At 45.2% G+C, this 25,764-nt stretch carries 29 protein-coding genes; 7 read left to right on the top strand and 22 right to left on the bottom strand.

Going from position 1 to position 25,764, the window contains the following annotated elements; all coding sequences use genetic code 11:
* Positions 1-120: 120 nt before the first annotated feature.
* The 17 genes from AB4351_RS03100 to AB4351_RS03020 all read right to left on the bottom strand — a co-directional run bounded on the left by AB4351_RS03100 (position 121) and on the right by AB4351_RS03020 (position 15,769).
* The gene (locus AB4351_RS03100) at positions 121-1,344 is read right to left on the bottom strand and encodes a beta-ketoacyl-ACP synthase (protein ID WP_017062286.1); all 1,224 of its coding nucleotides are present in this window, start codon (positions 1,342-1,344) and stop codon (positions 121-123) included.
* On the bottom strand, positions 1,341-2,066 hold the full coding sequence (locus tag AB4351_RS03095; protein WP_017062285.1) for a 3-ketoacyl-ACP reductase FabG2: 726 nt from the start codon (positions 2,064-2,066) through the stop codon (positions 1,341-1,343). The genes AB4351_RS03100 and AB4351_RS03095 overlap by 4 nt, the downstream gene beginning before the upstream one ends.
* Entirely contained in the window at positions 2,063-2,527 is a 465-nt protein-coding gene (locus tag AB4351_RS03090) for a hotdog family protein (protein WP_017062284.1), read from the bottom strand. The genes AB4351_RS03095 and AB4351_RS03090 overlap by 4 nt, the downstream gene beginning before the upstream one ends.
* Entirely contained in the window at positions 2,520-3,719 is a 1,200-nt protein-coding gene (locus AB4351_RS03085; RefSeq protein WP_372125041.1) for a beta-ketoacyl-[acyl-carrier-protein] synthase family protein, read from the bottom strand. Before AB4351_RS03085 ends, AB4351_RS03090 begins: the two co-directional genes overlap by 8 nt.
* Before the next feature lie 5 nt (positions 3,720-3,724).
* Positions 3,725-4,348 (bottom strand): DUF3261 domain-containing protein, encoded by a 624-nt coding sequence (locus tag AB4351_RS03080; protein ID WP_029235193.1) that lies wholly within the window; start codon positions 4,346-4,348, stop codon positions 3,725-3,727.
* On the bottom strand, positions 4,345-6,717 hold the full coding sequence (locus AB4351_RS03075; protein WP_048659798.1) for an MMPL family transporter: 2,373 nt from the start codon (positions 6,715-6,717) through the stop codon (positions 4,345-4,347). The genes AB4351_RS03080 and AB4351_RS03075 overlap by 4 nt, the downstream gene beginning before the upstream one ends.
* Complete coding sequence (locus AB4351_RS03070) at positions 6,689-7,369, bottom strand: outer membrane lipoprotein carrier protein LolA (RefSeq protein ID WP_372125039.1); 681 nt, start codon at positions 7,367-7,369, stop codon at positions 6,689-6,691. Before AB4351_RS03070 ends, AB4351_RS03075 begins: the two co-directional genes overlap by 29 nt.
* Positions 7,356-7,859, bottom strand: coding sequence for a thioesterase family protein (locus AB4351_RS03065; RefSeq protein ID WP_017062279.1), 504 nt, complete (start codon positions 7,857-7,859; stop codon positions 7,356-7,358). Before AB4351_RS03065 ends, AB4351_RS03070 begins: the two co-directional genes overlap by 14 nt.
* Before the next feature lie 39 nt (positions 7,860-7,898).
* Positions 7,899-9,446, bottom strand: coding sequence for a histidine ammonia-lyase (gene hutH / locus AB4351_RS03060; RefSeq protein WP_017062278.1), 1,548 nt, complete (start codon positions 9,444-9,446; stop codon positions 7,899-7,901).
* A complete protein-coding gene (locus tag AB4351_RS03055) occupies positions 9,424-11,223 on the bottom strand; it encodes a glycosyltransferase (protein ID WP_017062277.1) in 1,800 nt (599 codons plus the stop codon). The genes hutH and AB4351_RS03055 overlap by 23 nt, the downstream gene beginning before the upstream one ends.
* Positions 11,216-11,578, bottom strand: coding sequence for a 3-hydroxyacyl-ACP dehydratase (locus tag AB4351_RS03050; RefSeq protein ID WP_017062276.1), 363 nt, complete (start codon positions 11,576-11,578; stop codon positions 11,216-11,218). The genes AB4351_RS03055 and AB4351_RS03050 overlap by 8 nt, the downstream gene beginning before the upstream one ends.
* An 88-nt stretch (positions 11,579-11,666) precedes the next feature.
* Positions 11,667-13,055, bottom strand: coding sequence for an AMP-binding protein (locus AB4351_RS03045; RefSeq protein WP_372125037.1), 1,389 nt, complete (start codon positions 13,053-13,055; stop codon positions 11,667-11,669).
* Between the two features lie 6 nt (positions 13,056-13,061).
* On the bottom strand, positions 13,062-13,619 hold the full coding sequence (locus tag AB4351_RS03040) for a septation protein IspZ (RefSeq protein WP_017062274.1): 558 nt from the start codon (positions 13,617-13,619) through the stop codon (positions 13,062-13,064).
* Positions 13,619-13,876 carry an acyl carrier protein gene (locus tag AB4351_RS03035; protein ID WP_004739745.1) on the bottom strand — a complete coding sequence of 86 codons (258 nt, stop codon included), beginning with the start codon at positions 13,874-13,876 and terminating at the stop codon, positions 13,619-13,621. The genes AB4351_RS03040 and AB4351_RS03035 overlap by 1 nt, the downstream gene beginning before the upstream one ends.
* A gap of 10 nt (positions 13,877-13,886) precedes the next feature.
* Entirely contained in the window at positions 13,887-14,147 is a 261-nt protein-coding gene (locus tag AB4351_RS03030) for a phosphopantetheine-binding protein (protein ID WP_004736154.1), read from the bottom strand.
* A gap of 105 nt (positions 14,148-14,252) precedes the next feature.
* On the bottom strand, positions 14,253-15,023 hold the full coding sequence (locus AB4351_RS03025; RefSeq protein ID WP_017062273.1) for a 1-acyl-sn-glycerol-3-phosphate acyltransferase: 771 nt from the start codon (positions 15,021-15,023) through the stop codon (positions 14,253-14,255).
* Entirely contained in the window at positions 15,023-15,769 is a 747-nt protein-coding gene (locus AB4351_RS03020) for a beta-ketoacyl synthase chain length factor (RefSeq protein ID WP_372125036.1), read from the bottom strand. The genes AB4351_RS03025 and AB4351_RS03020 overlap by 1 nt, the downstream gene beginning before the upstream one ends.
* 72 nt (positions 15,770-15,841) lie before the next feature.
* Between AB4351_RS03020 and AB4351_RS03015 the strand changes: the two genes are divergently transcribed.
* The 3 genes from AB4351_RS03015 to AB4351_RS03005 are packed head-to-tail and all read left to right on the top strand — an operon-like array spanning position 15,842 to position 18,598.
* Positions 15,842-16,231 (top strand): hypothetical protein, encoded by a 390-nt coding sequence (locus tag AB4351_RS03015; protein ID WP_017062271.1) that lies wholly within the window; start codon positions 15,842-15,844, stop codon positions 16,229-16,231.
* A gap of 28 nt (positions 16,232-16,259) precedes the next feature.
* A complete protein-coding gene (locus AB4351_RS03010; protein ID WP_017062270.1) occupies positions 16,260-17,333 on the top strand; it encodes a methyltransferase in 1,074 nt (357 codons plus the stop codon).
* A gap of 23 nt (positions 17,334-17,356) precedes the next feature.
* A complete protein-coding gene (locus AB4351_RS03005; protein ID WP_017062269.1) occupies positions 17,357-18,598 on the top strand; it encodes an NAD(P)/FAD-dependent oxidoreductase in 1,242 nt (413 codons plus the stop codon).
* Positions 18,599-18,726: 128 nt separating this feature from the next.
* Here the strand turns inward: AB4351_RS03005 and AB4351_RS03000 are convergent, their stop codons facing one another.
* On the bottom strand, positions 18,727-19,233 hold the full coding sequence (locus AB4351_RS03000) for a hypothetical protein (protein ID WP_017062268.1): 507 nt from the start codon (positions 19,231-19,233) through the stop codon (positions 18,727-18,729).
* Positions 19,234-19,373: 140 nt separating this feature from the next.
* On the bottom strand, positions 19,374-20,507 hold the full coding sequence (locus tag AB4351_RS02995) for a flagellar assembly protein FlgT (protein WP_017062267.1): 1,134 nt from the start codon (positions 20,505-20,507) through the stop codon (positions 19,374-19,376).
* A 192-nt stretch (positions 20,508-20,699) separates the two neighbouring features.
* Here AB4351_RS02995 and AB4351_RS02990 point away from each other — a divergent pair, with 192 nt between their 5' ends.
* Together AB4351_RS02990 and flgP are read left to right on the top strand one after the other, a co-directional pair.
* A complete protein-coding gene (locus AB4351_RS02990; RefSeq protein WP_017064137.1) occupies positions 20,700-21,335 on the top strand; it encodes a FlgO family outer membrane protein in 636 nt (211 codons plus the stop codon).
* Positions 21,336-21,344: 9 nt separating this feature from the next.
* Positions 21,345-21,776: a flagellar assembly lipoprotein FlgP gene (flgP, locus tag AB4351_RS02985; RefSeq protein ID WP_017062265.1), complete on the top strand. Its 432-nt coding sequence runs from the start codon at positions 21,345-21,347 to the stop codon at positions 21,774-21,776.
* Between the two features lie 257 nt (positions 21,777-22,033).
* On the opposite strand, the gene AB4351_RS02980 is transcribed toward flgP, so the two are convergent.
* The 3 genes from AB4351_RS02980 to flgA form a co-directional block, all read right to left on the bottom strand.
* Complete coding sequence (locus tag AB4351_RS02980; RefSeq protein WP_017064136.1) at positions 22,034-22,459, bottom strand: flagella synthesis protein FlgN; 426 nt, start codon at positions 22,457-22,459, stop codon at positions 22,034-22,036.
* Between the two features lie 66 nt (positions 22,460-22,525).
* Positions 22,526-22,843, bottom strand: a complete 318-nt coding sequence (gene flgM / locus AB4351_RS02975) for a flagellar biosynthesis anti-sigma factor FlgM (RefSeq protein WP_017062263.1) — start codon at positions 22,841-22,843, stop codon at positions 22,526-22,528.
* 178 nt (positions 22,844-23,021) lie between these two features.
* The gene (gene flgA, locus AB4351_RS02970) at positions 23,022-23,768 is read right to left on the bottom strand and encodes a flagellar basal body P-ring formation chaperone FlgA (protein WP_017064135.1); all 747 of its coding nucleotides are present in this window, start codon (positions 23,766-23,768) and stop codon (positions 23,022-23,024) included.
* Positions 23,769-23,845: 77 nt separating this feature from the next.
* Here flgA and AB4351_RS02965 point away from each other — a divergent pair, with 77 nt between their 5' ends.
* Both AB4351_RS02965 and AB4351_RS02960 read left to right on the top strand, forming a co-directional pair.
* Positions 23,846-24,772, top strand: coding sequence for a chemotaxis protein CheV (locus tag AB4351_RS02965; RefSeq protein WP_017066180.1), 927 nt, complete (start codon positions 23,846-23,848; stop codon positions 24,770-24,772).
* Positions 24,773-24,783: 11 nt separating this feature from the next.
* A complete protein-coding gene (locus AB4351_RS02960; protein WP_004736174.1) occupies positions 24,784-25,611 on the top strand; it encodes a protein-glutamate O-methyltransferase in 828 nt (275 codons plus the stop codon).
* The last annotated feature ends 153 nt before the right edge of the window (positions 25,612-25,764 follow it).

The following is a 25,764-nucleotide window of genomic DNA, read 5'->3' as shown; positions in this document are numbered from 1 at the left end:
TAGTTTGTGTATGATTTTTGTTTGGCGACTAAACCATATCACTTACTACCGTTTTTGTTTTTAGTTCCCGCTAATCCGTGATGAACCTTTTTATTTACTTAGCGTTTTATGTAGCTAAGCTTAGACTTTCTTGAAGATGATAGAGGTGTTGATTCCACCAAAAGCAAAGTTGTTGCTCATCAAGTATTCAACATCCAATTCGCGACCTGAGCCCGTGATGTAATCGAGCTTGCCGCACTGTTCATCGACATTCTTAAGGTTTAGGGTTGGGCTGAACCAACCGCTATGCATCATCTCTAGGCTGAGCCACGCTTCAATTGCACCACATGCACCAAGCGTATGGCCAAAGTAACTCTTAAGAGAGCTGATTGGTACTTCACCAAAGATATTCGCTGTCGCGTTACTCTCTGCAATATCACCTTTTTCAGTCGCAGTACCGTGCGCAGAAACATAGCCAATCTTCTCAGCTGGAAGTTGTGCGTCTCTCAATGCTTTCTCCATACAGATTTGCATGGTTTCCATCTGAGGTTGAGTCACATGAGCCGCATCACAGTTGCTCGCAAAACCTATGATTTCTGCGTAGATCTTTGCGCCACGAGCAACAGCATGTTCGTACTCTTCAAGGATCAGGGTTCCAGCGCCTTCGCCGATAACCAAGCCATCACGCTCGCTGTCGTATGGGCTAGGGGATTTCTTGGGTGTGTCGTTTTTTAAACTGGTAGCGAAAAGGGTATCGAAAACGGCAGACTCAGTTGGGCATAACTCTTCACCACCACCGGCAACCATTACGGTTTGGTAACCATGCTTGATCGCTTCATAGGCGTAACCAATGGCTTGGCTTCCTGAAGTACAGGCGCTGCTGGTGGGAATCACGCGGCCACGCAGACCAAAGAACAGACCTACGTTTACCGCGGCTGTGTGTGGCATCATTTGAACGTAAGTGGTTGCTGTGATTGCTCGTGTCGACTTCTCGTTCAGCATTACTCCGAAAGCACCAACCGCATCGGTACTGCCAGTTGAAGAGCCGTAAGCGATACCAGTTTCGCCATTGGTCAATACATCGTGACCAATTAAGCCGGCTTGCTCCAATGCATTCTCAGTCGCAACGGTAGCTAGGCGTGATACACGGCCCATGCCACGCACTTGCTTACGCTTGTAGTGTTTAGGCAGTTGGAAGTCATCAATAGGCGCGGCAAGTTTTGTGTTGAGACCATCATATTGCTCGAAGCTTGGCATATATTGAGTCGCATTTTCACAGGCCTTTAGCTTAGGCTCTATCTGTTGCCAGTCGTTACCAAAAGCAGTAACACCAGACATTCCAGTTACAACAACGCGGCGGGTCATACTAAGCCTCCATTTACTGAAATCACTTGGCGAGTTACGTAGCCTGCAATATCAGACATTAGGTAGCTGACTAGGCCGGCTACTTCTTCCGGCTCACCCATACGGCGCAGTGGTACTTGAGGAAGTGCATGATCTTTCACGTGCTCGTCAACCATACCTGTGTCAATTAAGCCAGGAGCGACACAGTTTACCGTGATCTTGCGTTTTGCGAGTTCTAGAGCAAGAGACTTAGTTGCGCCAATCACCCCCGCTTTTGCTGCAGCATAGTTAGTTTGACCACGGTTACCCATAATGCCGGATACCGACGCTAGAGTGACGATACGGCCACCTTTACGCTTTTGAACCATAGGCATTACACAAGGGTGAAGTACGTTGTAGAAGCTATCTAGGTTGGTATGGATCACACCATCCCACTCTTCTTCCGTCATCGCGGGGAATGCAGTGTCACGAGTAATGCCCGCGTTGTTCACTACACCATAGTAAGCACCATGTTCAGCGATATCAGACTCAAGCTTTTCGCGACACTCGCTTCGTTTGCTGATATCAAATTGAATAAGACGTCCAGCGCCACCCAGTTCGGTGATCGACTTTAGCGTCTCTTCAGCACCTTGCTTGTCACCCATGTAATGAACGGCGATTTCAAACCCGTCTTTCGCGAGTTGAATAGCGATCGCTTTACCAATACCTTTACTGGCACCAGTGACTAAAACCTGACGGCTCATGATGGGCTCCTAGTTTTCATTTCTTGTAATTTTTGTTCGGTCGGCACGTAGACGTTGAGTTGGCATTGAGCCACTAACTCACCTCGGTCTTCGACTCTTGCGGTAAACACAGCCATACCGCTGTCTTCCATCATCTGTTCGGCGTAGATATCAAGGGTCTGACCTTGAGTAAACTCATCACACAGTGATTTATAGCGACGAGAGCCGAGTAAGAATCCGATTGGGGGCGTGGTGCCGTTTTTAAGTGCGTGATATCCAGACCATGCCGCTACAGACTGCGCCATAAACTCGATTCCAACATATGCTGGTACCGTTTGAGATTCGGCGTCAAAGAACAGATTATGGTCACCAATATCGACCTGACAGTGGATCGACAACGCCTCTACGCTGATAGCACGATCGATTAATATCATCGGATCATCGTGAGGGAGAAGTTGGTCTACAGAAGGGATATCAGTCATTTACTACACCAAAAATCAGGCTAATGTTGTTGCCACCAAAAGCAAACGAGTTGCTTAAGATGTTCTTTGCTTTAAGTTTCTGTGAACAGTTTACCAAATCAATCTCAATATCTTCAGCTTTATCCTGACATTTTTGTAAGGGAAGCGGTAAGTCATATTTCAAAATATGCCACGCAATTGCAGCCTCAATCGCACTTGCTGCGCCTAGAGTATGCCCGGTCAGCGGTTTGGTAGAACTGACGGGAACCTTGTTTGCAAAAATACGATGAATGGCTTTACTTTCCATCGAGTCATTGAGTGGCGTTGCTGTACCATGTGCATTGATATAACCAATGTCTTCTGCGTTTAACTGTGCAGAATGTAACGCTTTTTTCATTGCTTGTTCAGCACCATTGCCTTCAGGGTGAGGCGCTGAAATGTGGTGTGCATCAGAGCTGTCCCCACAGCCCAATAAGGCAATGTTTGACGTGTCTTGTGCTGCATTAACACCGGCTAACTTTGTTTTGCTGAGCAACATAAATGCCGCTGCTTCTCCTATGTTGATACCTTCTCGGGTTGCACTAAATGGCTTACAATGTGTTGTTGAGAGTGCTTCAAGACCGTGGAAACCATTGAGTGTCAGCTTACACAATGTATCCACACCACCCACTAACACGGCATCAGCCATACCTGAATCTAATAAGCGCTGGGCGGTCAGAAATACGCGGCCACTTGATGAGCAGGCGGTCGAGATTGCGTAGTTTGGCCCTGTTAATGAGCAATATTGACTAACAAACTCAGAGGTATCACCAAGCTCTTGTTTTGAGTAATGGTAATCTGCTGGAAACTCGCCGTTTGCCAATTTTTGTTTGAAGACTGCTTCACCATCGGAGATCCCAGATGTGCTGGTGCCAATAACAACAGCAATTCTATCTGCGCCAAACTGAGATTTGGCTTGCTCGATAGAATCTTCAATTTGGTGAAGAGCCGACAGCGCCAGTTGATTGTTGCGAGTGGCGTATTGCGTAAGATCTGAAGGAATCGGTGGTAGTTCACCCGCGATCTGACCAACGACAGTGTGTTTACCATCGTTCAGCATATCGTGCACTTCGACCATATTTGATTCACGCTCGTCTTTTAGACAGCCATGAATATCGGCAATCTCTGAGCCTAGCGCTGAGTGGAAACCACAGTCTTGGATGTAAATAGGCATAGTGTTCAACTCTTACTTGGATTGTCGACAATCGTTGAGTTCAACGTTTGTATGGTGATGTTGTAGCCCAGGGTCAAATGTTTGAAAACAATGTCGCCTGCCGTTTTGTGTGTACCAGGATCTGTTTGGTAATCAATTTGAATGATTGCCTGTTGGTTTTCATCAAATACGGTTCTTGTTTTGTCGGTATCGACTAGGTGCCAACCTATGCTTTGTAAAGGCTGAGCCCATGCTTCAGCCGGCCATAAGGTAAGCATTAAATTAAATAGCACCTGTTCAGGTTGTGGCAAAGTTGCGCCAAGCCCAGACAAAACCTGCGTATCAATTACTTGATTCTGGTATTGCAGCGATAGAATGCGAGTACCCCAAGAGGAGAACCCCGCCAAAACCACTTTACCTGGTGTGACTTCGACTTGAACCGGAAGCTGCTGTGTATCATTTTCCCACGTAGCGCTAATCAACTGACTGGCTGTTAATGAGTATCCCAGTTCAGCTGGCAGTGGTAGTGCTAGATCGGTGTCTTGATCGATAGACACGCTCGCACCACTTGGCTGCTGAGAAACCATCGAGCAGGCACTCATTAGAATGCCCACTAGTATGGCGAAGGTTACCTTTAATGTCTGGATCATCTAAAAGCCTCTCGAGTAATTGGTCCTTCTACGTTTTTACTACTGTTGATCGCGAGTGGAGAAAGCAGCCAAGCGACAAAGATCCCTGTCAGAACCGTCACCCCGAAGCTATGAATAGCATGAGTCTGGCTCAGCGACAGTAAGCCGAATGAAAGTAGTGTTGTGAGACCTGACAAGGTGATCGCTAATAAGGTGCTCAGCGATTTCTTTTGCTCAGCAAAGAACAGGGTGTAGTCTATGCCAATCCCTAAAATCAGAATCAAACCAAGCAGGTTAAATAGGTTCAGTGTCGAGCCTAAAATGCCCGTGACCGCCAAACCTGCTACGCCTGCAATCAATGAAGGCAACAGCATTAACAGGCTTTGCTTCACACCATAGCGCCAGCCTAACAGCATGCCAATAGCTGCCAATGCTATCAATAACAGCTCGGTAATCTTGACGCGGTACTCAGCAAAAAGAGAGGAGATTTCATCCGCTTTATTGAGGTGTTTCACACCTTGCTTCTGAGCAAAATCTGACTCCAACCACTGTGAGAACAGCTCAGCATCAGTGACGTCTTTTATCAAAATGACCGACGCTGCTTGCCCGTCGATAGGTTTTAACCAAAGTGGTCGAACAGGCTCTGAGACTGGAGACTCCAAAAATCCAGATACCGTGATTGGTTCGAATTTTGGTAGTTCTGGAAACGTAGACCAACCGAGAGAGCTTTGTAATATATGGCTTTGTTGACTATAGAGTTGTTCAACCAACTGATAGTTATCATGCTGTTCTTGTTTACTTAACAAGTGTTGATTGATGCTGCGATACCCGGAGATACCTTGGCTATTGACCAGAGAATCTAAGCTTGTGGTGATTTCTGTCAATTTTTTGAGTAGCTTTTGGTCGCTCTGAGCTGTGACCAAAAGCATATTTTGACCACTGCCTAACCCTGATATCTCAGTAATGGCTTGCTCTTGTTGTTTGAGTTGTTCGGGCATAGCCTGAAGCTGGCGAATATCGTCGTCGTAACGAATTTGACTGAGTGACATCAAGCTAACGACAGTCACTGTTAACGGTAAGCCAATTCTAAATTTTTGGTTGCTCCAAAGGCTTAACCAAGTATGCCAAAGTTTCGACAGGGGAAGAGGGCGCTCTTGGCCTGGTTTTACCGCTAAAACGGGGTACCAGCACACCACACTGGCGTAAGCTGCGATCAGTCCAATCGACGAAAACAGAGCCAGTTGCTGCAAGCCTGGGAATGGCGCAACCAGTAGCCCTAAGTATCCGATTAAGCTGGTGATTAAACCTAGAGTGATGGCAATGAAAATATGCTTTAGGCCTTTATCGCTCTGCCAGTGGCTTCCTGCGGCCAAACGGTCAGTGAGATAGTGAAAAGAGTAATCGATGGATACGCCAATCAAGCTAGCGCCAAACACCAAGCTGAATAGATGCACCTTACCAAAGATAGCGACAGTGCTTGCCAGTGCAACCAATAATCCTGTACTGATTGAGAGTAAAGATAAGGCAAGTGGTAGCGCACTACGAAATGTCAGCCACACCAATAAAATAACGCCTGCCAATGAGCCCAAACCAATGGTACTGATTTCTGATTTCGCGCTTTCGGTACCGTAATTGGCGTAGAACACCACACCAGTATGCTGCACCTTGACGCCAAATTGTTTTTCGACCTCGCGCTCAATTGAATCAAGATCTGGAAGTTGTTCTTGAATCGCCAAGCTATAAGGTGAGTCCGCCAGAGTAGCCGTGACTAAAATATGAGTTTGCTCATTCGACTGGGCCGTGAGATAGCCCTCTTTCAGAACAAAGTTACTTGATTGGACGCCAATAGCACTGATGTAGTCGCGAAATAACAAGAATGGGTCGAGAGATAACTCTGCTGCAGTGACGCCTGAGAATGGATTGTACAGAGACTGAATGACATATTGAGCTCGCGAATCAGGCGAGTGTGTCAGCGTCTCTTTTTGTTGTTGGGTCAGCAGTTGAGATCGGTGACGAAAATAGAAATCGCTCCACTGGCTTTGAGTGCTGGCGTTGATTTTACCTTGAACTTGCTTAAACAGAGTTGGCTGACTTGAAAAAGTTCTTTGGTTGAGAGCTTTTTCAAAAGCGTCGGTCGCAACCATGGTTTGTTCGATATCGGGAGCGCTTATGATAAATACCACTTGCTCGCTCATCGAGCTGGATATCTGCTGAAAGGCTTGCTCTACCATTGGGTCTTGCTGGTTTTCGGGCAGTAACTTTAGAATGTTGCTTTCAATCGGTACCGACGAAGAAAAAGCGAATTGTTTGGTCAACAACCCGCTAAACAGCATTACAACAACAAGCCAAACAAGGGCAAGACTAGAGTTGGAATTGTTTCGCTTCAGCATCTGATAATACTTCCGGTAGATGGCTTAACTGACTGAATTCGATCACTGTGCTATCTCCACGAATCTCTTTCAACTCAATACGTTCAATATCGCTGTTGCCTTGCAGCGTGATAGCCTCAAACACCGCATTCATCGGTGTATTTTTGGGCTTTAGAGTCAGTGTCCATGCTTGTACATTTTCATCAGAGCTGGTGTTAGTTGCGGGCTCAAAATTGAGTGCGAACTGTTCCTGAAGTTTTTGCGTGTCCCCATGAAACACTGACAAGAAGATATGGCTGAAATAAAACGCCATTGGATTTTCTTTGTCGGTGATGATTTTTGCGGGTTGATCGGCAAACCTTTGGCTCAGTTTGTTATCGGTGAGCACTAAGTTCACGGGAAACGGAGTGGTTTGTGTCCAGAGTAAGCCACTTGATTTGTCTAACAGAAATGTACCTTGTGACGTTAAAGGCTGGGCGAACATCTCCATATTGCGTGTTTGAGTGAACTCACCACGCACAATACTATTTTCGCTGAGCACCGTCTGCAGCTCTGAAATAGAATTGACAGCAGCAGAGTTTTCTTTGGCGCTTACAAGGCCGCTTGCCATCATCGCAGTAAGTCCAATTAGCGCGATATTGATGTATTTGCGACTGCGTTTAAACAGATTCATGGTTCACCTGCTGTGGGTTAGAGGTTTGTGTTTGATGTTCAGTTGCTAGAGGTAAGCAACCAAATTGGTGCCAGTGTTCGACTTTGTCAGTAAACACTTTGGGTGAGGCAAAGCACATCTCTTGTTCTTCGATGGTGACGGCAACCTGCATGGTGTGAGCACGTGTCATTCGAGCACCGGTTAGAGCATCATGAATTTCATAATCGACGCGCAGGCGATTTTCCCACTCGGTGAGTTTCGCCGTTACCTTAATCTTGTGATTAAACGGTATCGCCTTAATGTATTTCACGCGGGTATCGATGATAGGCCACATGTAGCCAGAATCCTTCATCTCATGGTAGTTGTACTCAATCTTATCCATCATGATGCGCCTAACTTCTTCAAAGAATCGGAAGTAGTTGCCGTGATAGATCACGCCCATTGGGTCGGCATCTTGGAATGAGGTGATAAGCGTCACCTCAGATTGTAATGGGTGAAGGATTTCAGACATAAATCGCTCTCAACAATATTGCGTAAAGGGTTGGCTACTTTATGAGTAAAGTGACCAGTGCTGACTTTGAATACGAGCAATGAAGTGGCGTAGATCGCCTTCAAGTGGTCGATCTTCTACGATAAATTCAAACTCCTTAAGCACTTCGTCGCGAATGTGCTTGAGGTTCTCACTCATGTGGTGCTCATCAAGCTCATTGTGGCGCTTACGAAGTTCGAGTGCTTGTGTCCCCGCCAGTAGTGACGCTGCTGCCACTTGTTCGGTTAGCTCTAGAACGCGTAAACAGTCACGAGCTGCGATGGTGCCCATACTCACTTTATCTTGGTTGTGACACTCAGTTGAGCGAGAGAATACGCTTGCTGGCATGGTGTGTTTCAATGCTTCTGCTGTCCAAGCTGAAACGCCAATCTGTACTGCTTTAAAGCCGTGGTTGATTGGCTTACGTTCGCCTTCAGCACCCGTTAGGTTGAATGGCAAACCGTTGTTGAACTTGTAGTCCATCAGCTGAGCCATTTGACGGTCAAGCAGATCAGCAAGGTTCGCAACTGCAGTTTTTAACGTATCCATCGCCATTGCAATGTGTCCACCGTAGAAGTGTCCACCGTGCAGTACGCGCTCATTATCACCATCGATAATTGGGTTGTCGTTGGCACTGTTTAGCTCGTTCTCGATCATTTGGCGTAGCCAAGGCAGAGAGTCTTGAACCACGCCGATAACATGTGGAGCACAGCGCAGAGAGTAACGATCTTGGAGGCGATCACTGTTACGTGGCGGGCGATCCGCTTGCAGATCATCACGCAGCCATGCAGCAACTTGTTGTTGACCAGGATGAGGTTTGACTGCAAACAGCGCTTCATCGAAATGGAAGTCATTGCCGTGCATACCGACTGATACCATAGCGGTGATCTTAGTTGATAGCTGAGCTAGATATTCCGCACGCTTGTAAGCGATACAAGCTAATGCCGTCATTACAGACGTACCATTCATCAACGCCAAGCCTTCTTTTGGCTTAAGTTTGATAGGGCTAATTCCTAACTCTTTGTAGACGTCACTGGTTGGGCGCACTTCACCTTTGTAGATTACATCACGCTCACCAATCAGTGCTGCGGCTAAGTAAGACAGAGGTGTTAAGTCGCCACTGGCACCCACCGATCCTTCTTGAGGAATGCGTGGTGAGATGTCTTGGTTGATTAGGGTAACGATCTGGTTGAGTAGATCGTGAGTCACACCAGAGACACCTTGTGATAACGAACAAAGACGAGTTGCAAGGACTGCACGAGCTTGTTCGTGAGACAATATTTCACCTAAACCACAGCCGTGAAAACGTGTTAAATGCAGTGGTAGCTCGTCAACTAGGTTTGGCGGAATCGCAACCGTACATGAGTCACCGTAACCCGTCGTTACACCGTAAATCACACCTTCTTCTTTCAATAGGCGTTCTAAGAAAGCGACACCACGGTCGATCTTAGATGTGAATGCTTCACTTGTGTTCATCGAGGCTTTTGCGCCTTGTGAGATAGCGACAACATCCTCAATCGTGAGGCGCTCGGCACCAAAGGTGATGCTATTTGGATTCTTTTTCGTCATGGTGCTTGCTCAATGTCCAAAAATTAAAAAAGTTGTACCACTGAAGCGGTGCTTGCAGTGTGTAGTGCTGAAGTCGATTTGCGTATTTTTGCACGACTTGCTGTAAAGATTGTTCGCGAGTCTTTCTTGGTAGCTCGATCTTGTTGCTAAAATGCTCGAAATAGACATTAAAATGCGGCTTAGATTGTGAGTCGTCACGTAACCCAAACAGCAAAAATACGGGTGCTTTGAGAACCGAGGCTAACATAAATGGACCTTGAGGGAATGGAGCTTCCTTACCTAAGAACTCAGCCCATACTGAGCGGCTCTCTTTGCTGGTGGAAGTTCGATCGCCAACAATCACGATCCATTCGCCTTGCTCTAGTTTCTGTTGTAACAAGATAGCGGTATCAGGCCCCATCGATGTCACCTGAATCAGATTTAAATCAGACTGCGGGTTAACCGCTTTCATCACGGAATTAAAACGTTCGGCGTGTTCTGTAAAAACCAGGGCGTTGATTTTGATGTTCGAGTGTCTGCGACCTAAAGCTCGGCACAGCTCAATATTGCCAAGGTGAGATCCAAGGATTAGCACACCTTGCTTATTTGCCACCATGCTCTCGAACTGGTCTTGGCCATGAATAGTCAGGTTATCTGCCGAGAAATCACCTTTCCATGCCGCGAGCTTGTCGAGCATCGTATGGCCAAATGAAAGCAGATGGTTGTAACTGGTTAGTTCTCCGGGGAGCTCAATATTTTGCTGTTCCGCATAGGCTTTTAATTGGAATAGATATTGTTCGGAAGCGTTTCGCGCACGCTGGCCCGTCAAGTGGTAGTAACGCATCACACCACGCAGAATGAGGTTGAACACACCGCGACCTAACAAGGTATAAATGGCTAATAACAGCTTAATGCCTAATACTGTGCCGCGTTCTTGAGTGCGGGACCAGTGTGGTTGTTCAGAAGCTTGCGGCTCTGAATCAGTCGATAAATTTGGGTTATTATCAGCTGAATCGGATTTGAAATGGCGAGCAATCAGTTTTGGTGCTCTTGGCAGCATGCTGAAGAATAGACGTGTATGCATCCAACTGATTTTGACGTTATCCCACAACGCATCGAAATGAGAGATGCCGTTCTCAGGATAGATAACGCGCGTTTCAACGAAGTCTATGTCGCAACCTTCCCAATACAGGCGAACCAAAATCTCGATATCGAAGTCCATTCTCGAACCAACATCGTACTTATTCAACACAGTTTGAGTTTGGTTGATAGGATACGCTCTAAAGCCACACATGCTGTCTTTAATTGATAAAGAAAGGGTTTCTATCCATACCCAGATATGTGTCGCGTAGCGCCCATAGAGCCTTGCTTTGGGTACGCTGTCGTCGTAGATAGGCTGGCCTGATATCAGACGTTGTGGCTTAGCTTGTGAGGCCTCAATCAATGTTGGCAAGGCTTCCAGGTCGTGTTGCCCATCAGCATCTATCTGAATAGCGTGGCTAAAGCCTAGTTGCTGCGCTTTTTTGATTCCGGCTTTTACTGCGCCGCCTTTACCTTGGTTCTGTTCAAGCGTCACCAAGGTTACGTTTGAATTCTCTGCTAGGGGAGACAGAAACTGTTTTGTTGTGAGTTCACTGCCATCGTCAACGATGATGATCGGTAACTCAAAATGATGAAGTGACGACACCACAGCCGGCATGGTTGCGCCATGGTTAAAGCACGGGATAAGGAAGCAAGCCTTGTAGCTGCTTTCTTTTGTGTGGTGTTGAGAAGTAGCCTCGACGGGAGCGCTATTCACTTTTTTCTCCCAGCTTCATTTTGCCTGAAGAGTGGGTCTGTTCACCGTTGTTTGATGTGTAACTAAAGCTCAGCTTGTCTTTGTCAGCATCCCATTTGAGTGATAGCTGGATTGTAGCGTCAGGCAGGATAGGCTCTTGGAACTTAATGACTTCCATTCCTTTAAAGAAACCAGGAACGCCTAACTCTTGGACTGCGTAGTGAAGTGCCCAATCAATTTGCGTGACGCCAGGTAGAATAGGGAAGCTCTTGAAGTGCCCATTAAAGTCGGTGATATCTCCGCTAACATGAAGTGTCAGGGTCGATTCATTTTCTACCGTGTCTACAGCAATGATGTTTGGTTTTCTTTTATCCATAGGGCGTGCTTAGAATCCTTGGGCAAATATTGGTTCTTTGACAAAAATATAAAAAGATAATCTCAGTGTAAAATACGATCAGCGGTTTCTATGATTTTATTAGCTGTTCTATTTGAGATGTTAATCGCTTACCTTGGCTGTTGAGGGGGATCTCATCGACAACACGGTATTTTCTCGGGATTGCGATTGGCTCTAACCACTTTCTGAGTTCTGTACGCAGCATCAACCAGAATTTACCTTTGCTCATGGTCGATAGAGCGGCTTGGCCTTCATCTGATAATACCAAAACAGAGGCTAATATTAATCGCTCAGGCTCCTCAAATGGAATAACCACGCACTCACTTATCCAAGGCAGTTGCTCCAGTCGCTTTTCCACTTCAACCAGTGATACTCGCTTTTCTTCTATCTTGATCACTCGGTCCGTTCGGCCCTTCAATATGAATTGATTCTCCGAGACCATCTCGCACTCATCAGAGGTTTGATACCAGTTATTCTTATCGATGTACGGCGACAATAACTTAATGCAATTCTCACTGTTGAGACTAGCCTCAATACAGGCAAAAAGCTGCCAAGGCGTTTGAGCGCTCTCTTGCTGACGAAATGCGATGCCACCGGTTTCTGTGCTACCAAAGACTTCAATCGGTAAATGACCAAGCAGATCTCGTGACTGGTGAGCCGACTCGGTAGGCAATGGACCACCCGAAGAGAAGATTCCTGCAAGTTGTACCTTGTTGGTCTCATGCTTTAATCGTTTAAGTAGCGCTGGGCTGCTGATTAGTACACAGTTTTGATTTGCGTGAGATAAGATCTGTTCTGGGTATTCAAGGTTGTGTCGAGCAAATGGAACACCAGAGCATAGTGGCCATAAGATTCTAAACAGCAAACCATAGATATGTTGATGAGAAACTGTGCTTTGGATTTGGTTTCCCTTGAGTAACTCACCCCAGTTCTTGTGTAACTGAGCGGTCTCAATATCGAGGTGCTCTAACGTTTTATCTATCGCTTTTGGCGTGCCACTTGAACCTGAAGTGAACAGAGTTAATGGGACTGTTGCCAAATCAATGGTCGTAAGATTCTCGGTTAGAGGTTTTTGTGCTTCAGTGTTTGAATCCAATAAGGTTTGGATATTACGAACGTCATTCACCTCAACTTCGCCAATCGAGTTATCAACTAGCAGGCAATCAAACTGCTTACTTAACTCAGCAAGCGCACATGGCTGGTAGTTGCCCGGTAAGATGATGTGTTTGTTGGCTGCTGTACATGCCAAAAAGGCCACCGCAAATAGGTAGCTGTCTTGGGTACAAATCGCGATTCGTTGAAAAGGGGATAAAGACAAAAATTGTACGAGTTGAGATAAGTCGTCGTTAAATGTTTGCCACGTAATCTCGCTATTGTCGTCAAAGCAGACAATAGATTCAGGGGCTCTGTCCTGGCTAAGAAGCTCAGACAACGAGGTGTAAGATACGGTTTGGGTCATAACAATTTAACTCTGACGAATGCGCTGTCTTACTACCCACTCTCCTGCAAAGAGTAACCCTGCAAACAGATAGCTGAGTAAGCCATTGTATAGGGTCCATACTTCTAGCGGTTGGAAGCAGGTGTAAAGGGCAATAGAGCCATTGATAACAAAGAACAAGCACCACACTTTGGTGACTTTTCGTGTGTAATCAACGCCACTTTGCGGAAGTTCAGGCTCTTGAAGGCGAGCAAGACGTTCGATAATCGTTTGTGGTTGCCATAGGCTCGAAGCGAATACAACCAGCATACAAACATTAACGATAACGGGATAATAGGTTAGCCAGCCGTGTTGCTTAAAGGCTAAGCCTAAAGCCAGCAGAACAATACCGGCACTTCCACTGATCCAAGCTAGGTGTTTTAGCTCTTTGATTTTAGCCTGACCGCCGGTGAAAATGCGTACAGCAAAGATAGCGGCTAAGGCAATACCAACGGTTTGTAAGCCAAACTTGTTGAGTCCAAAGTAAACCGCTATTGGATAAGTGAAAAGTATAATTGCCGACAGTAAAGTCAGCAGAGGACGCATTAGGCGTCCTTCAATAGTTCAACCACAGATTCGACAACGTCATTAACGGTGCGCACTGCTTTGAACTCTTCAGGTTTTATCTTCTTACCTGTGACGTTCTGTAGGTGAACGACCAAATCAACGGCATCAATGCTGTCTAGGTCTAGATCAAGATAGAGATGAGCTTCAGGGGTGATATCTTCAGCGTCAAGCTCGAACAGCTCAATAAGCGCATCTTTAACCTGGTTGTATACTTCTTGTTGGTTAGCTTGTGTCATAAAGATCTGTCTAGTTATTCGTTTGAGAAGAGATGTAGTTCGCTAGATTTTCAACTGACGCAAAGTGCTGTCGAGTGTTTGAATCATCTGCATCGATAACAATGTTGTACTTTTTCTTGATAGCAAGGCCAAGCTCAAGGGCATCGATAGAGTCTAGTCCAAGTCCATCACCAAATAGTGGAGCTTCCGTTTCAATCTCATCAATGCTCATGTCTTCAAGGTTCAATGCGTCGATGATCAGTTGTTTCAGTTCGTTGTGTAATGTTTCCACTTTGGCCTACTTAATGCTTTATCTGAATGCTGCTTTAAGGGGGCGATTCTACATTATATGAGGTATTTTCGAAATGCCGATATCGCCTGTTATGTTATTGATACGCTAAATGTTTTCTTCGGAAGGGAAAATTGTTTGTGCAAGATGATGATTAAGGCGCCTTGCTGCCGAAGTTAAATTATTTGAGCCTTCAATAAATGGTTCGACTTCTATTTTACCTTTCACCGCGACATGAAAAAAGGGCTTCGACGCAGGAACTTGATACCATTTTTTCTCTTTCGTTAAGAATGTCGGAGAAACCGTAATATGAATCACGCGTAAATCGGTTTGTGTTCGAGTCGCGATTTGTGCCGCCCCACGCTGTAAGGATGGTTCAATTCCTGGCGTTGTGCGAGTTCCTTCGGGAAAAATCAGCATGACATTGCCACGTGAGAAGCGTTCTTCACAGCGCTCTAAAAGATCGTCAGGGGCTTGGTTCGGTATATAACCTGCCGCTTTGACAATCCTTTTCATAAAAGGGTTTTCCCAAATGGCCGCTTTGACGAGGCAATCACATTGAGGAAGTTGAGAGGCGATCAGCACATAGTCAATCAAACTTGGGTGGTTGGCGACGATAATGCAGTTACGGTCGTTACGCAGTAGTTCTGCACCATCAATTCGGTAATCGATTGCTCCGGTGAACTTCATGATCTGGCAAAACGCATTGAATGAGAAACGGATTAATCGCTGTGCTTTAAGCTCTCTTTTAATGGTATTGGGATTGGTTAGCGCGATAGTCGGTAAGATTAAGAAGCTCAATACTAAGCCACCCAAACCAAAGATGGTAAAGCAGAGGCCTGTCGCGAATACTCGCCAATACTGGTCTACTCTGCTCATTACGCTGTACCTGTCTCGGTGTTATTTACCCAAGACCAAGTTTGGTGCTTGCCAGCAATAGCCCACCCATTTGTACCTAATAAGATATGTTGGAGCGTTTGTAACCCTTGTGGTAACACGGAAGGTGCTTGGTTGGTCTCTACTGTCCTAGTAATAGAGTATTCACTGCCAGCGGTGAGCACTAAGCCCAGCGCATAATCAGCAAAGTTCTGTGTTTCGTACTCTTGGTAGAGCTCGGGCAGAGGTTGGTCGAAATCGATAACTAACACTCGATGCGACGGATATTGATGAAGGTAAAGATAAGCTTCGATCAGAGCGTTATGGAAAGTATCTTGCCCTGCGGCTATTGAAGTCAGTGGAATCGGTGCTTTGGCGGCAATGGTGGTTAGACCAGCTGCGGTATTATGTACCGACTGCGAGAACGCCATTGGTGAGGCATCGTCACCTTCTAATATCGACTGAATCAAAGTGGCGGTTCGATGCAACTCACCATGTCGGCTAGCAAAGACCAGATAATCAATCGAGGTGTCTTTTAATAGGGTTAACGCGGTTTGGACAGCAAGTTTGCTTTGCACACTCATTCGGCGGCGCATCATTGGAGGAATAGCTTTAAATTCAGTTGAGCCATCTTGTGGCCAATCTAAATTAGTGCTCCACGCTTGCCATTGGGCAACAGAATTGAGACCAGCCGAATTTGCAGACCATTTCTCAATATTAAACGACATTAATTGGGATTGATTTGACATAGAGTATTGATTTGCTTTGAGTCTAACTAAATACTATGCGCGCTTATAAATAAACACAGATAAGGAATTTATATGAAATTACTAAAAATAGCAGTTTCAATGTTATTCATATTCGTTCTTGCAGGATGTGGACGAGTCCAACCTGTAATGAATGTTGAGGATACTCCAGTTGCACTGAATCTTCAAAGTAAACAGGTTAAATCAGCTATTTCTGAATCTGCTGAAAATCGAGGCTGGTTGGTTTCAGAAATAAAGCCTGGTTTGATCCGCGCTGAATTGTATGTTCGTTCGCACCACGCTGTGGTTGAAATTCCTTATAGTGATAAGTTTTACTCTATTCTTTACGTTGAATCAGAGAATTTGAAGTACGACGATGGTGAAATACACCGTAATTACAACCGTTGGGTTAATAACTTAAACGTTGATATTAAACGTAAGCTTGCGCAAATGGCAGCTGAGTAACTCTCTATTATTTAAAGTTAGGTTTTTCGTGTCGGAATATAAATTAGATCCATTCAACGCATTAGAAGCAAAAACAGAAGCGCAGAAATTGTCTTTCGCTCCGATTGTTTTTCATACTGCTCGTACACTTCGTGATTTAGGCATTTTGAAAGCGTTAGATGACGCGGGCAACGAGGGTTTACCAGCAGAGTCTATCTCTGAATCGACCGGTGTCTCTGAGTACGGCGTGAAAGTCCTGCTCGATATGGCGTTAAGTGCTCATATTGTGACTTGGGAAAAGCCTAACTACAAAATGGCTAACCTTGGTTTCTACCTTCTGCATGATGGTATGACTAACGCAAACATGGATTTCACAGCCGATGTTTGTTATGCCGCGATGATGCATCTAACAGAAGCGATTGAAGAAGGCACACCTGCAGGCTTGAAAGAGTTGGGTGATTGGGAAACCATTTACCAAGGCTTGTCTCAATTGCCAGAAAAAGCAAAAGAGAGTTGGTTCAAGTTTGATCACTTCTATTCGGATCGCTCGTTCCCTGTGTTACTTGAAAAAGTCTTCAGCAAGAAACCTAAGTCGCTGGTGGATATCGGCGGCAACACGGGTAAGTGGGCGATGCAATGCTGCAACCATGATGCGGACGTTGAGGTGACGATTGTTGATTTGCCACAGCAGCTAGAAATGGCAATGGCAAACGCGGCAAAGCATGGTCATCAAGAGCGAGTCACGCCATTCCCAGCGAATATGCTGGATAAACAGCAAACTCTGCCAACGGGCGCGGATGTTTGGTGGATGAGTCAGTTCCTTGATTGTTTCTCGCCAATGGAGATTCTGAGCATATTAAAGCGCGTTCGCTCTCATATGTCAGAAGATGCGACTGTCTATATCCTTGAACTGTTTTGGGATTCACAGAAATACGATGCGGCTTCTTATAGCTTAAACGCGACGTCTCTCTACTTTACCTGCTTGGCCAATGGCAACAGTCGTTTTTACCGCAGTGAAGATTTCTTAGAGATTGTTGAAGAAGCGGGCTTTGAAGTGGTAACGCGTACCGACGATATCGGTCTTGGTCACACGCTTCTAGAATTGAAAGCTGGCGCGCAATAAAAATAACAAACATGGCTTAAATAATGAAAAAACTATCAACTCAAGTGGTGATCATCGGAGCTGGGCCATCAGGGTCTATTGCTGCGTCTTTACTTCATAAAAAAGGCATCGATGTTCGAGTGATTGAAAAGAGCGTATTCCCTCGCTTTTCTATTGGTGAAAGCCTATTACCAGCTTGTATGGAAGTGATTGAACAGGCTGGGATGACTGACGCAGTGATCAACGCTAACTTCCAATACAAAGATGGCGCTGCCTTTCGCAAAAATGGCGTTTATACGGCGTTTAATTTTGAAGACAAGTTCTCTTCTGGCCCTGGAACTACGTTTCAGGTTCAGCGAGGTGCCTTTGATAAGGTTTTGGCAGATACGGCTGAGGCGCAGGGTGTCTGCATTGATTACCAACATGAGTTAATGGGCATTAATTTCACCGACGACAGCACCATTTTAGATGTACAAGTGCTGGGTGGAGAGCGTTATCAGATAGAAGCGCAATACGTTCTGGATGGCAGTGGTTTTGGTCGAGTGCTACCAAAAATGCTTAACTTGGCAGAGCCGTCATCGCTCCCTCCACGCAAAGCTATTTTTACGCACATTAACGATCATATTGCAGAGGTGGATACCGATCTTGAATATGACCGAAATAAAATTCTTATCTCTGTGCATCCAACCAACCCTGATGTTTGGTATTGGTTGATCCCGTTTAGTAACGGTGTCTCTTCGTTTGGTGTCGTAGGAGAGCCTAAGTTCTTTGAGTCCTATCCAGAAGACAAGATTGCTGCAATTAAACAGCTGGCAGCGGAAGAGCCGGGCTTGGCTGAGATACTGGCAAGCGCCGAGTATCCAAACCCTGCGGGTGAAATTGGTGGCTATTCTGCCAATGTAAAACATTTGGCGACGGATAAGTACGCGTTGCTTGGCAATGCCGGCGAGTTCCTTGACCCGGTGTTCTCGTCAGGCGTGACGATTGCGATGAAGTCGGCACAGTTTGCGGTTGAGTGTGTCGAAAAGCAACTTAACGGTGAGAAGGTAGATTGGGAACGCGATTATGCCGCTCCTTTGATGGTTGGTGTAAACACCTTTAGAACGTATGTTGAGGGGTGGTACTCAGGTACTTTGCAGGATGTGATTTTCTATCAAGATCCAAATCCAAAGATTAAGCAGATGGTGTGCTCAATTCTGGCGGGTTACGCATGGGATCAAGCCAACCCTTATGTGAAAGAGTCTAAGCGCCGATTGGCGACACTGGCTGAGATATGCCGAAACTAGGTAATCGATTTTGTATGTAGCAATACTCTAAATTGCCACGATGGATCGTCATAAATTAAAAACAGCCGCAATGTGCGGCTGTTTTTGTATCTGAAAAATATGGGCGGTCAGCTTAATCGGATTTAAGCCTATTTTAAGTCGATGCTGTTCAATCGTCCCATAAATATAAGTAGATCAATTACGTCTTTGTGAGCATCAAGCAGCGCACGTTTGGTTTGGCTATAAGCTGCAAGTCGGCCGTGCTTTCTGATTGAACATACCTTGGTTTTGTACTTGTAGTCACCATTCTCAGAGAAGACGCGCCACTTAGCGATGTAGCACTCGTCGCGGTGCTCAGGATCACTCTGAGTTGGATTTGGTTTGAATACAATTTTGGGTTCTAGACTATGAGGCAGGCGCGTCATCAGGTAGGGCTCTTTGAGGACTTTGGGCCAAAATTTGCCCCATAGCTGTCTGCCCAGTTCATCTCTTAATTTAATGGTTTTCTTCAGTGCTTTGTCTTCACCCATACGAACAAAACCGACCGACCGATGCAACACCGTATCTTCGGGAGTATGAATGTGGATCTTAAAAGCGGTTTTACCTTTCGAGATAAAGCGGTAACCGGTAGCACCAATTAGATTATTCTGACTCATAGTTTGCTAAGTGATGATTATGTTATTAATAAGATTACGCCAAATACTGCAAAACCGAAACTAATACCCATGAAAAAAAATAAAGCCTTAACAAAAGTGCTAAGGCTTTATTAGAAACTGTGAGGCGGGCGTGTCGCTAACTACATGATTTTCTGCATCACATCACCAATTTGAATGCTTCCAGCAAGGCTTGGTTGGTCGATCGTCAGTTCTGCTTCGTTTTCATAAACGCGAGAAACGGTCAGTGTGATATCGCTTTGAGATACCTTATTACGTGGCAAGCCGCGTTGGTCGATAAACGAACCTGTGTGCCACAGTTGCAGTTTGTCACCTTGTTGAACACCATGCATTCGACCTAAATCAATGGTCACCGTGTTACCAAATACCGCTGCCACCTCTGGAAGCGTGATCTTACATGACACTTCAGATTCCAAGTCCAACATAATATTGCGGCTAACACGCAGCATCATACTGCCGTAGGTTGATGCCCAGAAACGAGCACTGCGGGTGTCGACTTCGCTGGTCTTAGCAAATGGCCACTTTGCCACTTCACGATAGCTACGGTTGTAAACCTGATGTCCTGTTTTACCATCGAAGACTTGCATCTCTAACGCAAACTGGCGATTGATGATGTCGTCTTTCAACAGTTTGGACTCGATGGTCGCGGTTAAATCGGTAATGTCGCCACCAATGATGTATTGTGCGCCAGTGTCTTGGGCGATCATCTTGATCACTTCAGGTCGACGCTTGTCGATATCGTAATTGGTCGTGCCAACGGAAACAAAGCTGCGAGACTCTTGCGCCAGCTGTCGATCTACGACATGACCAAAATCATCACCGATGTTATAGATTCTGCCCATTACAGCTTGCTGTGGGGAAGTCACATCGATGTTGCCGACCAAAAATGTCTTCTTATATTGGCTCTCATGGCAAGCATTTGCCGAAGGATAGATATCGATCCTTGCGGTGATCATTATATTGCCACTGCGTTTTTTCTCTTTTTCTACCAAGATGTAGCGCACTTCATGATTGGTAAATTGAAACTCTTTTTTGTTTGCGTCGAGGTAGGGCGTGAGGTTGGCAATGCTACCAATGTCGGCTCCTGAGAACTGGATCGCTTTATATACCGCGTCTTCCAGAGCATGGACCCTTGCCGTTTCCTCTGACGATACGATGGCTGCGGTACCGGTAACCTCATACCAAGAGGCATGAGCACTGAAGCTTATGGTTATCAGTGAACTTATTGAAAATAAGTAAGAAATTATTTTTTTCATCTATTCGTTACCAGTTGGGTATAAATATTGCTTAACAAATAACTATAAGCTTGAAGCTGACTTAAGTGCGTTTTTCTTAATCTGAACCATTAATGAAAAGCAAAGACTGTTCCAACATTGTAATCCATTGAAAAGAATAATGGTGAGAACATATTGGAACAGGGAGCACTAAACCTATCTGGAGATAAGAGAATGAAAAAATGGCTCGTAGTAATGAGTGTCATGTTGTTGACCTCATGCGCTTATTCGCCAATCTATAACGGCAAGTCTGAATATTCAGGCAGTCAGTTTATGTTGATGGATAGCCCTCGTCATACCATGGATTTCTTCGTGGAAAGTATGACCGAAGATCTGATCATTTCGAATACGAGTATCTCAGCAAGAACTCCGATAGCGATTACGTCGTTTGTTGACCTGCAACACATGGACACAACGAACTGGCTAGGAAACTCGGTATCAGAAGGTTTCATTCATCAGTTTCAGCGTCGTGGCTTCAAGGTTGTTGATTTCAAAACAACAGGTTCTATTCAAGTGACTCATCAAGGTGACTTTGCGTTAAGCCGCGATTGGAAAGACTTAGCTCAAGAACAAGACGTACAGTACGTACTGACAGGCACTATGCTTCGCCAAGAAGGTGGTGTGTTAGTCAATGCTCGTGTTGTTGGCATGCAAACTCGCATTGTCGTGGCGACGGCACAAGGCTTCTTGCCTGCAGACCGTATTGGTCGTGACCTAGATACTCTAAACAGTATTCGAACTCAAGATGGCGTTATCATTCGTTCTGACCCAACGATCAGCCAGCCTTATACTGTTATTCTTCGCCCTTAGGAGTTCGAGATGAAGAAGTTAATATTTGTTGTTGCCGCTTTACTGCTTGTTGGCTGTCAGCCACTGCAAAACATGAGGCCAGACGACTACTTAGTTGCCGTTGGCTACGCGAGTATCAGTGAGCAGAAAGGACGTAACGATGAAGAAAGACGTATCCGTGCGATGAGAGCTTCTAAGATCGACGCCTATCGTGAACTTGCAGAACAAGTTTACGGTATGCGAGTGAGTGGTCGGGCAGAGTTGGAAGATCAACGCCTTGGTACGGAACGTACTTCTGGTGCGGTTGATGGCGTAATCCGCGGTGCAGAAGTGGTACGCAGCTACCCTGTGGGCGATAGCTATGTTACTGAGCTTCAGCTTGATATCCGTAAGATGGAACAGCTACGTAATTACGGTGAAGTTCAACCTGTACCTGAAAAGAGACAACAAACGCTGTTCTAGCCCAAGGGGCGTCTAGCGATAGGACTATCCAGTTATATTGGCTGCTTTCGTTTTCCAGATGGCGTATCGGCAACCAATAACTAATATGAATGTAAAAGCGGCAAGTATGAAAATACTTGCCGCTTTTTTGTTTATCGATTTTGTCAGGGCGTTCAAAGGCTGATTAGGTGTTTTAATAAAAGATAACGACAGGAATAGTCTGAGATACAGATAAACGGTTAACAAGGGGTATTACTGAAGAGGAAGAGTTAACTTAACTAGGCTTTTACGTTGGTTCCCAGCGTAGAGATAGTATGCGTTTGACCACCGGCATTGTAGGTCATGCCAATTTTTCCGTGACTTTGCTGCATCATATTGCTGAGTTTTTTGAAGCTAAGGTGCGCTCGATTTAAGGCTTCGCCATTCACAAGGTTCGCTTGCTGGCAATCGTGCACTATGGACTGGATCTTAGTGACTAACTGAGCAAGTTCAGGGTTCTCGGTCAGTTCTGAGATATTGGTATGGGCTGCGATTCGCTGATCGGTTGATCTTAGTTGTTCAACTAGGACCACTTTTTCTTTGGCGATTCGCTCAATATCGTTTGATTGTCGGCTCGTAATAGCGGTTTTCTCTGAACTTAGTAATTCAGATAAGGCTTTGGCATTTTGAAGTTGAAAATTAACTAAATCTGCTAGTGCCGCCATAACGTAAACCTATTCATAACCTCGTGTACTTTAAGACAATAACTTCAATGAAAAGTTAGTGTTTTCTTAAAGGCCTTTTAATTCATCTTCGAACTTGATCATGTTGTCAGCCAGTTTCTCTGGATCGACAGTGTATGAACCATTCGCAATTGCTTCTTTGATCGCTGCTACTTTCACAGAATCAAAGCTTGGCTGTGCTGCCATATCTTGGTGGAGCTGACCAATCGCTTTGCCTTGTTGGCTAAGTGAAACCGCATCTTTGCTTGCTGGTGATTTAGTTGATACATCAGAACGTGATGCCTCAGAACTAGAATCAGAGCGTACTGCTGATCGGTTAGTGGTCGTTAGGGTTTGCCCTGAACGAATATTATCAATGCCTGCCATAGTTAAGCCTTTTTCTTCAAAAATGGGAACCTGTACAGTCAATATCGACCAAGGGTTCGAATACTTTAGCAATTTTTAGCTCAATAGTCGAAAAGCGACAAAACACCGCCGCCGTCACATTTGGCGTTAGAGTAGAGAGTGAAATCGCTAACGATACCGTCAATTTAGAAGTAAAGAGTTAAAAGTAAACCGTGACTTCAGACATGCTGGTAACAATCCCTTCAATTATACGCTGTGATTTATCATTTTTCACTCTTACTTGATCACCCATAGAGCCATCGGTAAGCGCAGTTCCTTTGGTGGTAATGGTCATGCCACCTTTTACTGCCTGTATGATAACCTTCTCGTTTCGGCACACGACACAGATATCACCTCTTTCTACAACATCGCCCGGTCTTAGGTTCTTTTTTACCTTAGCGCCGATGACCTGATGTGGAGCTGTGAAACCTTGGCGACGAAACTTGTTAAGAGAAATCATAGCGGTGGTGACATCGTATTGACCGACGATTTCGCCTCTCGCGAGTGAGCGAGTGGTGGTGACAAGAGGCACCGACATCGAAAGGCGCACCGGTACATAAACTCGCCACTCATCAGGAACACATTGCACTAAAACCGTAATACTGCTGCGGGTATTGGTGGTTGTTGAAGCGCTGGTCTCTAAAGGCACTGGGCAGTCTGTCGCTTTGATTCTTGAGTCAACATTTGCTGAATTAACAAAGAGTTCGCCACCTTGTGGCTGCTCAACTGTATCAAGGATATGTTGCTCCGCTGCAGACTGAATCATCTCAATTTGTTCTGGGGTCGCAGCTTGTACAAAAAAACTAAACAATATTGATAAAATGCCGATAAACTTAGCGACAGTTTTAAAAGTAGCTCTACACATTGCTATGGAAAGAGGTGGCAAATTTGTTTTATAATACGTCATTCCGTTTCTCTGGTGGTTCGTAGCCTGCAGTAGACTAACACTTTTTATACAAAAAAGTTTGATATGGAGATGAGCTCATGACGGGTATTCTTGATTCGGTGAATCAGCGTACGCAACTCGTCGGTCAAAACCGATTAGAATTACTAACCTTTCGCCTAATGGGGCGTCAGCGTTACGGCATTAATGTCTTTAAAGTAAAAGAAGTGCTGCAATGCCCTAAGCTGACAAAGATGCCAAACTTGAACCCACTGGTTAAAGGTGTAGCACACATTCGTGGCCAAACGATCTCTGTGATCGACTTGAGCTTAGCGATTGGTGGCCGTCCTACAACGGATATTGAAAAGTGTTTTGTGGTTATCTCTGAGTTTAACCGAACCATTCAAGGTTTCTTGGTAAGTTCAGTTGAGCGCATTATTAACATGCACTGGGAATCGATTCTTCCGCCGCCAGATGGCGCAGGTAGAGCTAACTACCTGACAGCGGTAACCAACATTGATAATGAATTGGTAGAAATTCTTGATGTTGAGAAGATCCTTGCAGAAATTTCTCCTGTTGATGAAACAATGGACAGCAAGATTGCTGAAGATATTGCGAAAGTAGAACAAGAGAAAGAACTGGTTCGCCGCATCTTGATTGCTGATGACTCGACCGTTGCTCGTAAGCAGGTTCAACGTGCTATTGAGTCGATTGGTTTTGAAGTTATCTCGGTGAAGGATGGTAAAGAAGCCTACGAGAAGCTGATACAGATGTCATCAGAAGGCAGTATTTACGATCAGATTTCATTGGTGATTTCTGATATCGAAATGCCAGAAATGGATGGATATACGCTGACTGCTGAGATTCGTCGTCACGCCGAACTTAAAGATTTATACGTAATTTTACACTCATCGTTGAGTGGTGTATTTAACCAAGCCATGGTTGAGCGTGTTGGAGCTAACTCCTTCATCGCTAAATTCAACCCAGATGAGCTTGGTGCAGCTGTAAAAGCTGCGTTAACTAACTAAAAGAGACATTAATGACTGCTATAACAATAAGTGATCAAGAGTATCGCGATTTCAGCCGTTTCTTAGAATCTCAATGTGGCATTGTATTAGGTGACAGCAAGCAGTATTTAGTGCGCAGTCGTCTAAGCCCATTAGTAACGAAGTTTAAGTTAGCTTCTTTGTCTGATTTGTTGAGAGATGTAGTAACAGGTCGAAACCGTGAGCTGCGTGTGGCTGCTGTCGATGCCATGACGACGAACGAGACACTTTGGTTCCGTGATACTTACCCGTTTGCTGTGCTTGCGGATAAGCTTCTACCGGAAATAGCGGCAAATAAACGTCCTATTAAGATTTGGTCTGCGGCAAGCTCTTCAGGCCAAGAAGCATACTCAATGGCAATGACGATTCTTGAAACTCAAGCTCGTAAGCCAGGTATGCTGCCAAATGTATCGATTACCGCAACTGACATCTCAGCAAGTATGTTGGATATGTGCCGCACTGGCGCTTACGACAACCTTGCATTGGGACGTGGACTTTCTCCAGAGCGCCGTCGTACTTTCTTTGAAGATGCGGGCGATGGCCGCATGAAAGTGAAAGATAACGTCAAGCGCATGGTGAACTTCCGCCCTCAGAACCTGATGGACAGCTATGCATTGTTAGGCAAGTTCGACATTATTTTCTGTCGTAACGTGCTGATTTACTTCTCGCCTGATATGAAGTCAAAGGTACTTAACCAGATGGCAAATAGCCTGAACCCTGGTGGATACTTACTATTGGGCGCGTCTGAATCGTTAACAGGCTTAACCGATCGTTTTGAAATGGTTCGCTGTAATCCAGGCATCATCTACAAATTAAAGTAACGAGCGGCACCGATATTAGGTGTAAGGTTACCGTCTAAATTTAAAACCCAGCCAAGTGCTGGGTTTTCTTTTTCCTGCTTAAGCTATATCTTTAAGTCAGAGTGACATTCCAATTTACTCTATTTTTTGGCTTGTTTATTGCAAGTTTACCCA

Origin of the sequence: Vibrio sp. 10N.261.51.F11 (genome assembly GCF_041471665.1) — a bacterium.
In the GTDB taxonomy this organism is placed as follows: domain Bacteria; phylum Pseudomonadota; class Gammaproteobacteria; order Enterobacterales; family Vibrionaceae; genus Vibrio; species Vibrio crassostreae_C.
Note: the sequence above shows the minus strand (reverse complement) of the source record. Positions and strands in the feature narration are given on the sequence as shown.

What these genes read in the sequence shown, in the direction of transcription:
- AB4351_RS03095 (WP_017062285.1), bottom strand. Translation starts at nt 2,066, where the DNA reads ATGAGCCGTCAGGTTTTAGTCACTGGTGCCAGTAAAGGTATTGGTAAA.
- AB4351_RS03025 (WP_017062273.1), bottom strand. Translation starts at nt 15,023, where the DNA reads ATGAGCAGAGTAGACCAGTATTGGCGAGTATTCGCGACAGGCCTCTGC.
- flgM (WP_017062263.1), bottom strand. Translation starts at nt 22,843, where the DNA reads ATGGCAGGCATTGATAATATTCGTTCAGGGCAAACCCTAACGACCACT.
- flgP (WP_017062265.1), top strand. Translation starts at nt 21,345, where the DNA reads ATGAAGAAGTTAATATTTGTTGTTGCCGCTTTACTGCTTGTTGGCTGT.
- AB4351_RS03080 (WP_029235193.1), bottom strand. Translation starts at nt 4,348, where the DNA reads ATGATCCAGACATTAAAGGTAACCTTCGCCATACTAGTGGGCATTCTA.
- AB4351_RS03035 (WP_004739745.1), bottom strand. Translation starts at nt 13,876, where the DNA reads ATGACACAAGCTAACCAACAAGAAGTATACAACCAGGTTAAAGATGCG.
- AB4351_RS02960 (WP_004736174.1), top strand. Translation starts at nt 24,784, where the DNA reads ATGACTGCTATAACAATAAGTGATCAAGAGTATCGCGATTTCAGCCGT.
- AB4351_RS03005 (WP_017062269.1), top strand. Translation starts at nt 17,357, where the DNA reads ATGAAAAAACTATCAACTCAAGTGGTGATCATCGGAGCTGGGCCATCA.
- AB4351_RS03090 (WP_017062284.1), bottom strand. Translation starts at nt 2,527, where the DNA reads ATGACTGATATCCCTTCTGTAGACCAACTTCTCCCTCACGATGATCCG.
- AB4351_RS03085 (WP_372125041.1), bottom strand. Translation starts at nt 3,719, where the DNA reads ATGCCTATTTACATCCAAGACTGTGGTTTCCACTCAGCGCTAGGCTCA.
- AB4351_RS03040 (WP_017062274.1), bottom strand. Translation starts at nt 13,619, where the DNA reads ATGCGTCCTCTGCTGACTTTACTGTCGGCAATTATACTTTTCACTTAT.
- AB4351_RS03100 (WP_017062286.1), bottom strand. Translation starts at nt 1,344, where the DNA reads ATGACCCGCCGCGTTGTTGTAACTGGAATGTCTGGTGTTACTGCTTTT.
- AB4351_RS02980 (WP_017064136.1), bottom strand. Translation starts at nt 22,459, where the DNA reads ATGGCGGCACTAGCAGATTTAGTTAATTTTCAACTTCAAAATGCCAAA.
- AB4351_RS02990 (WP_017064137.1), top strand. Translation starts at nt 20,700, where the DNA reads ATGAAAAAATGGCTCGTAGTAATGAGTGTCATGTTGTTGACCTCATGC.
- AB4351_RS03000 (WP_017062268.1), bottom strand. Translation starts at nt 19,233, where the DNA reads ATGAGTCAGAATAATCTAATTGGTGCTACCGGTTACCGCTTTATCTCG.
- AB4351_RS03075 (WP_048659798.1), bottom strand. Translation starts at nt 6,717, where the DNA reads ATGCTGAAGCGAAACAATTCCAACTCTAGTCTTGCCCTTGTTTGGCTT.
- hutH (WP_017062278.1), bottom strand. Translation starts at nt 9,446, where the DNA reads ATGACGAAAAAGAATCCAAATAGCATCACCTTTGGTGCCGAGCGCCTC.
- AB4351_RS03015 (WP_017062271.1), top strand. Translation starts at nt 15,842, where the DNA reads ATGAAATTACTAAAAATAGCAGTTTCAATGTTATTCATATTCGTTCTT.
- flgA (WP_017064135.1), bottom strand. Translation starts at nt 23,768, where the DNA reads ATGACGTATTATAAAACAAATTTGCCACCTCTTTCCATAGCAATGTGT.
- AB4351_RS03050 (WP_017062276.1), bottom strand. Translation starts at nt 11,578, where the DNA reads ATGGATAAAAGAAAACCAAACATCATTGCTGTAGACACGGTAGAAAAT.
- AB4351_RS03070 (WP_372125039.1), bottom strand. Translation starts at nt 7,369, where the DNA reads ATGAATCTGTTTAAACGCAGTCGCAAATACATCAATATCGCGCTAATT.
- AB4351_RS02965 (WP_017066180.1), top strand. Translation starts at nt 23,846, where the DNA reads ATGACGGGTATTCTTGATTCGGTGAATCAGCGTACGCAACTCGTCGGT.
- AB4351_RS03045 (WP_372125037.1), bottom strand. Translation starts at nt 13,055, where the DNA reads ATGACCCAAACCGTATCTTACACCTCGTTGTCTGAGCTTCTTAGCCAG.
- AB4351_RS03020 (WP_372125036.1), bottom strand. Translation starts at nt 15,769, where the DNA reads ATGTCAAATCAATCCCAATTAATGTCGTTTAATATTGAGAAATGGTCT.
- AB4351_RS03065 (WP_017062279.1), bottom strand. Translation starts at nt 7,859, where the DNA reads ATGTCTGAAATCCTTCACCCATTACAATCTGAGGTGACGCTTATCACC.
- AB4351_RS02995 (WP_017062267.1), bottom strand. Translation starts at nt 20,507, where the DNA reads ATGAAAAAAATAATTTCTTACTTATTTTCAATAAGTTCACTGATAACC.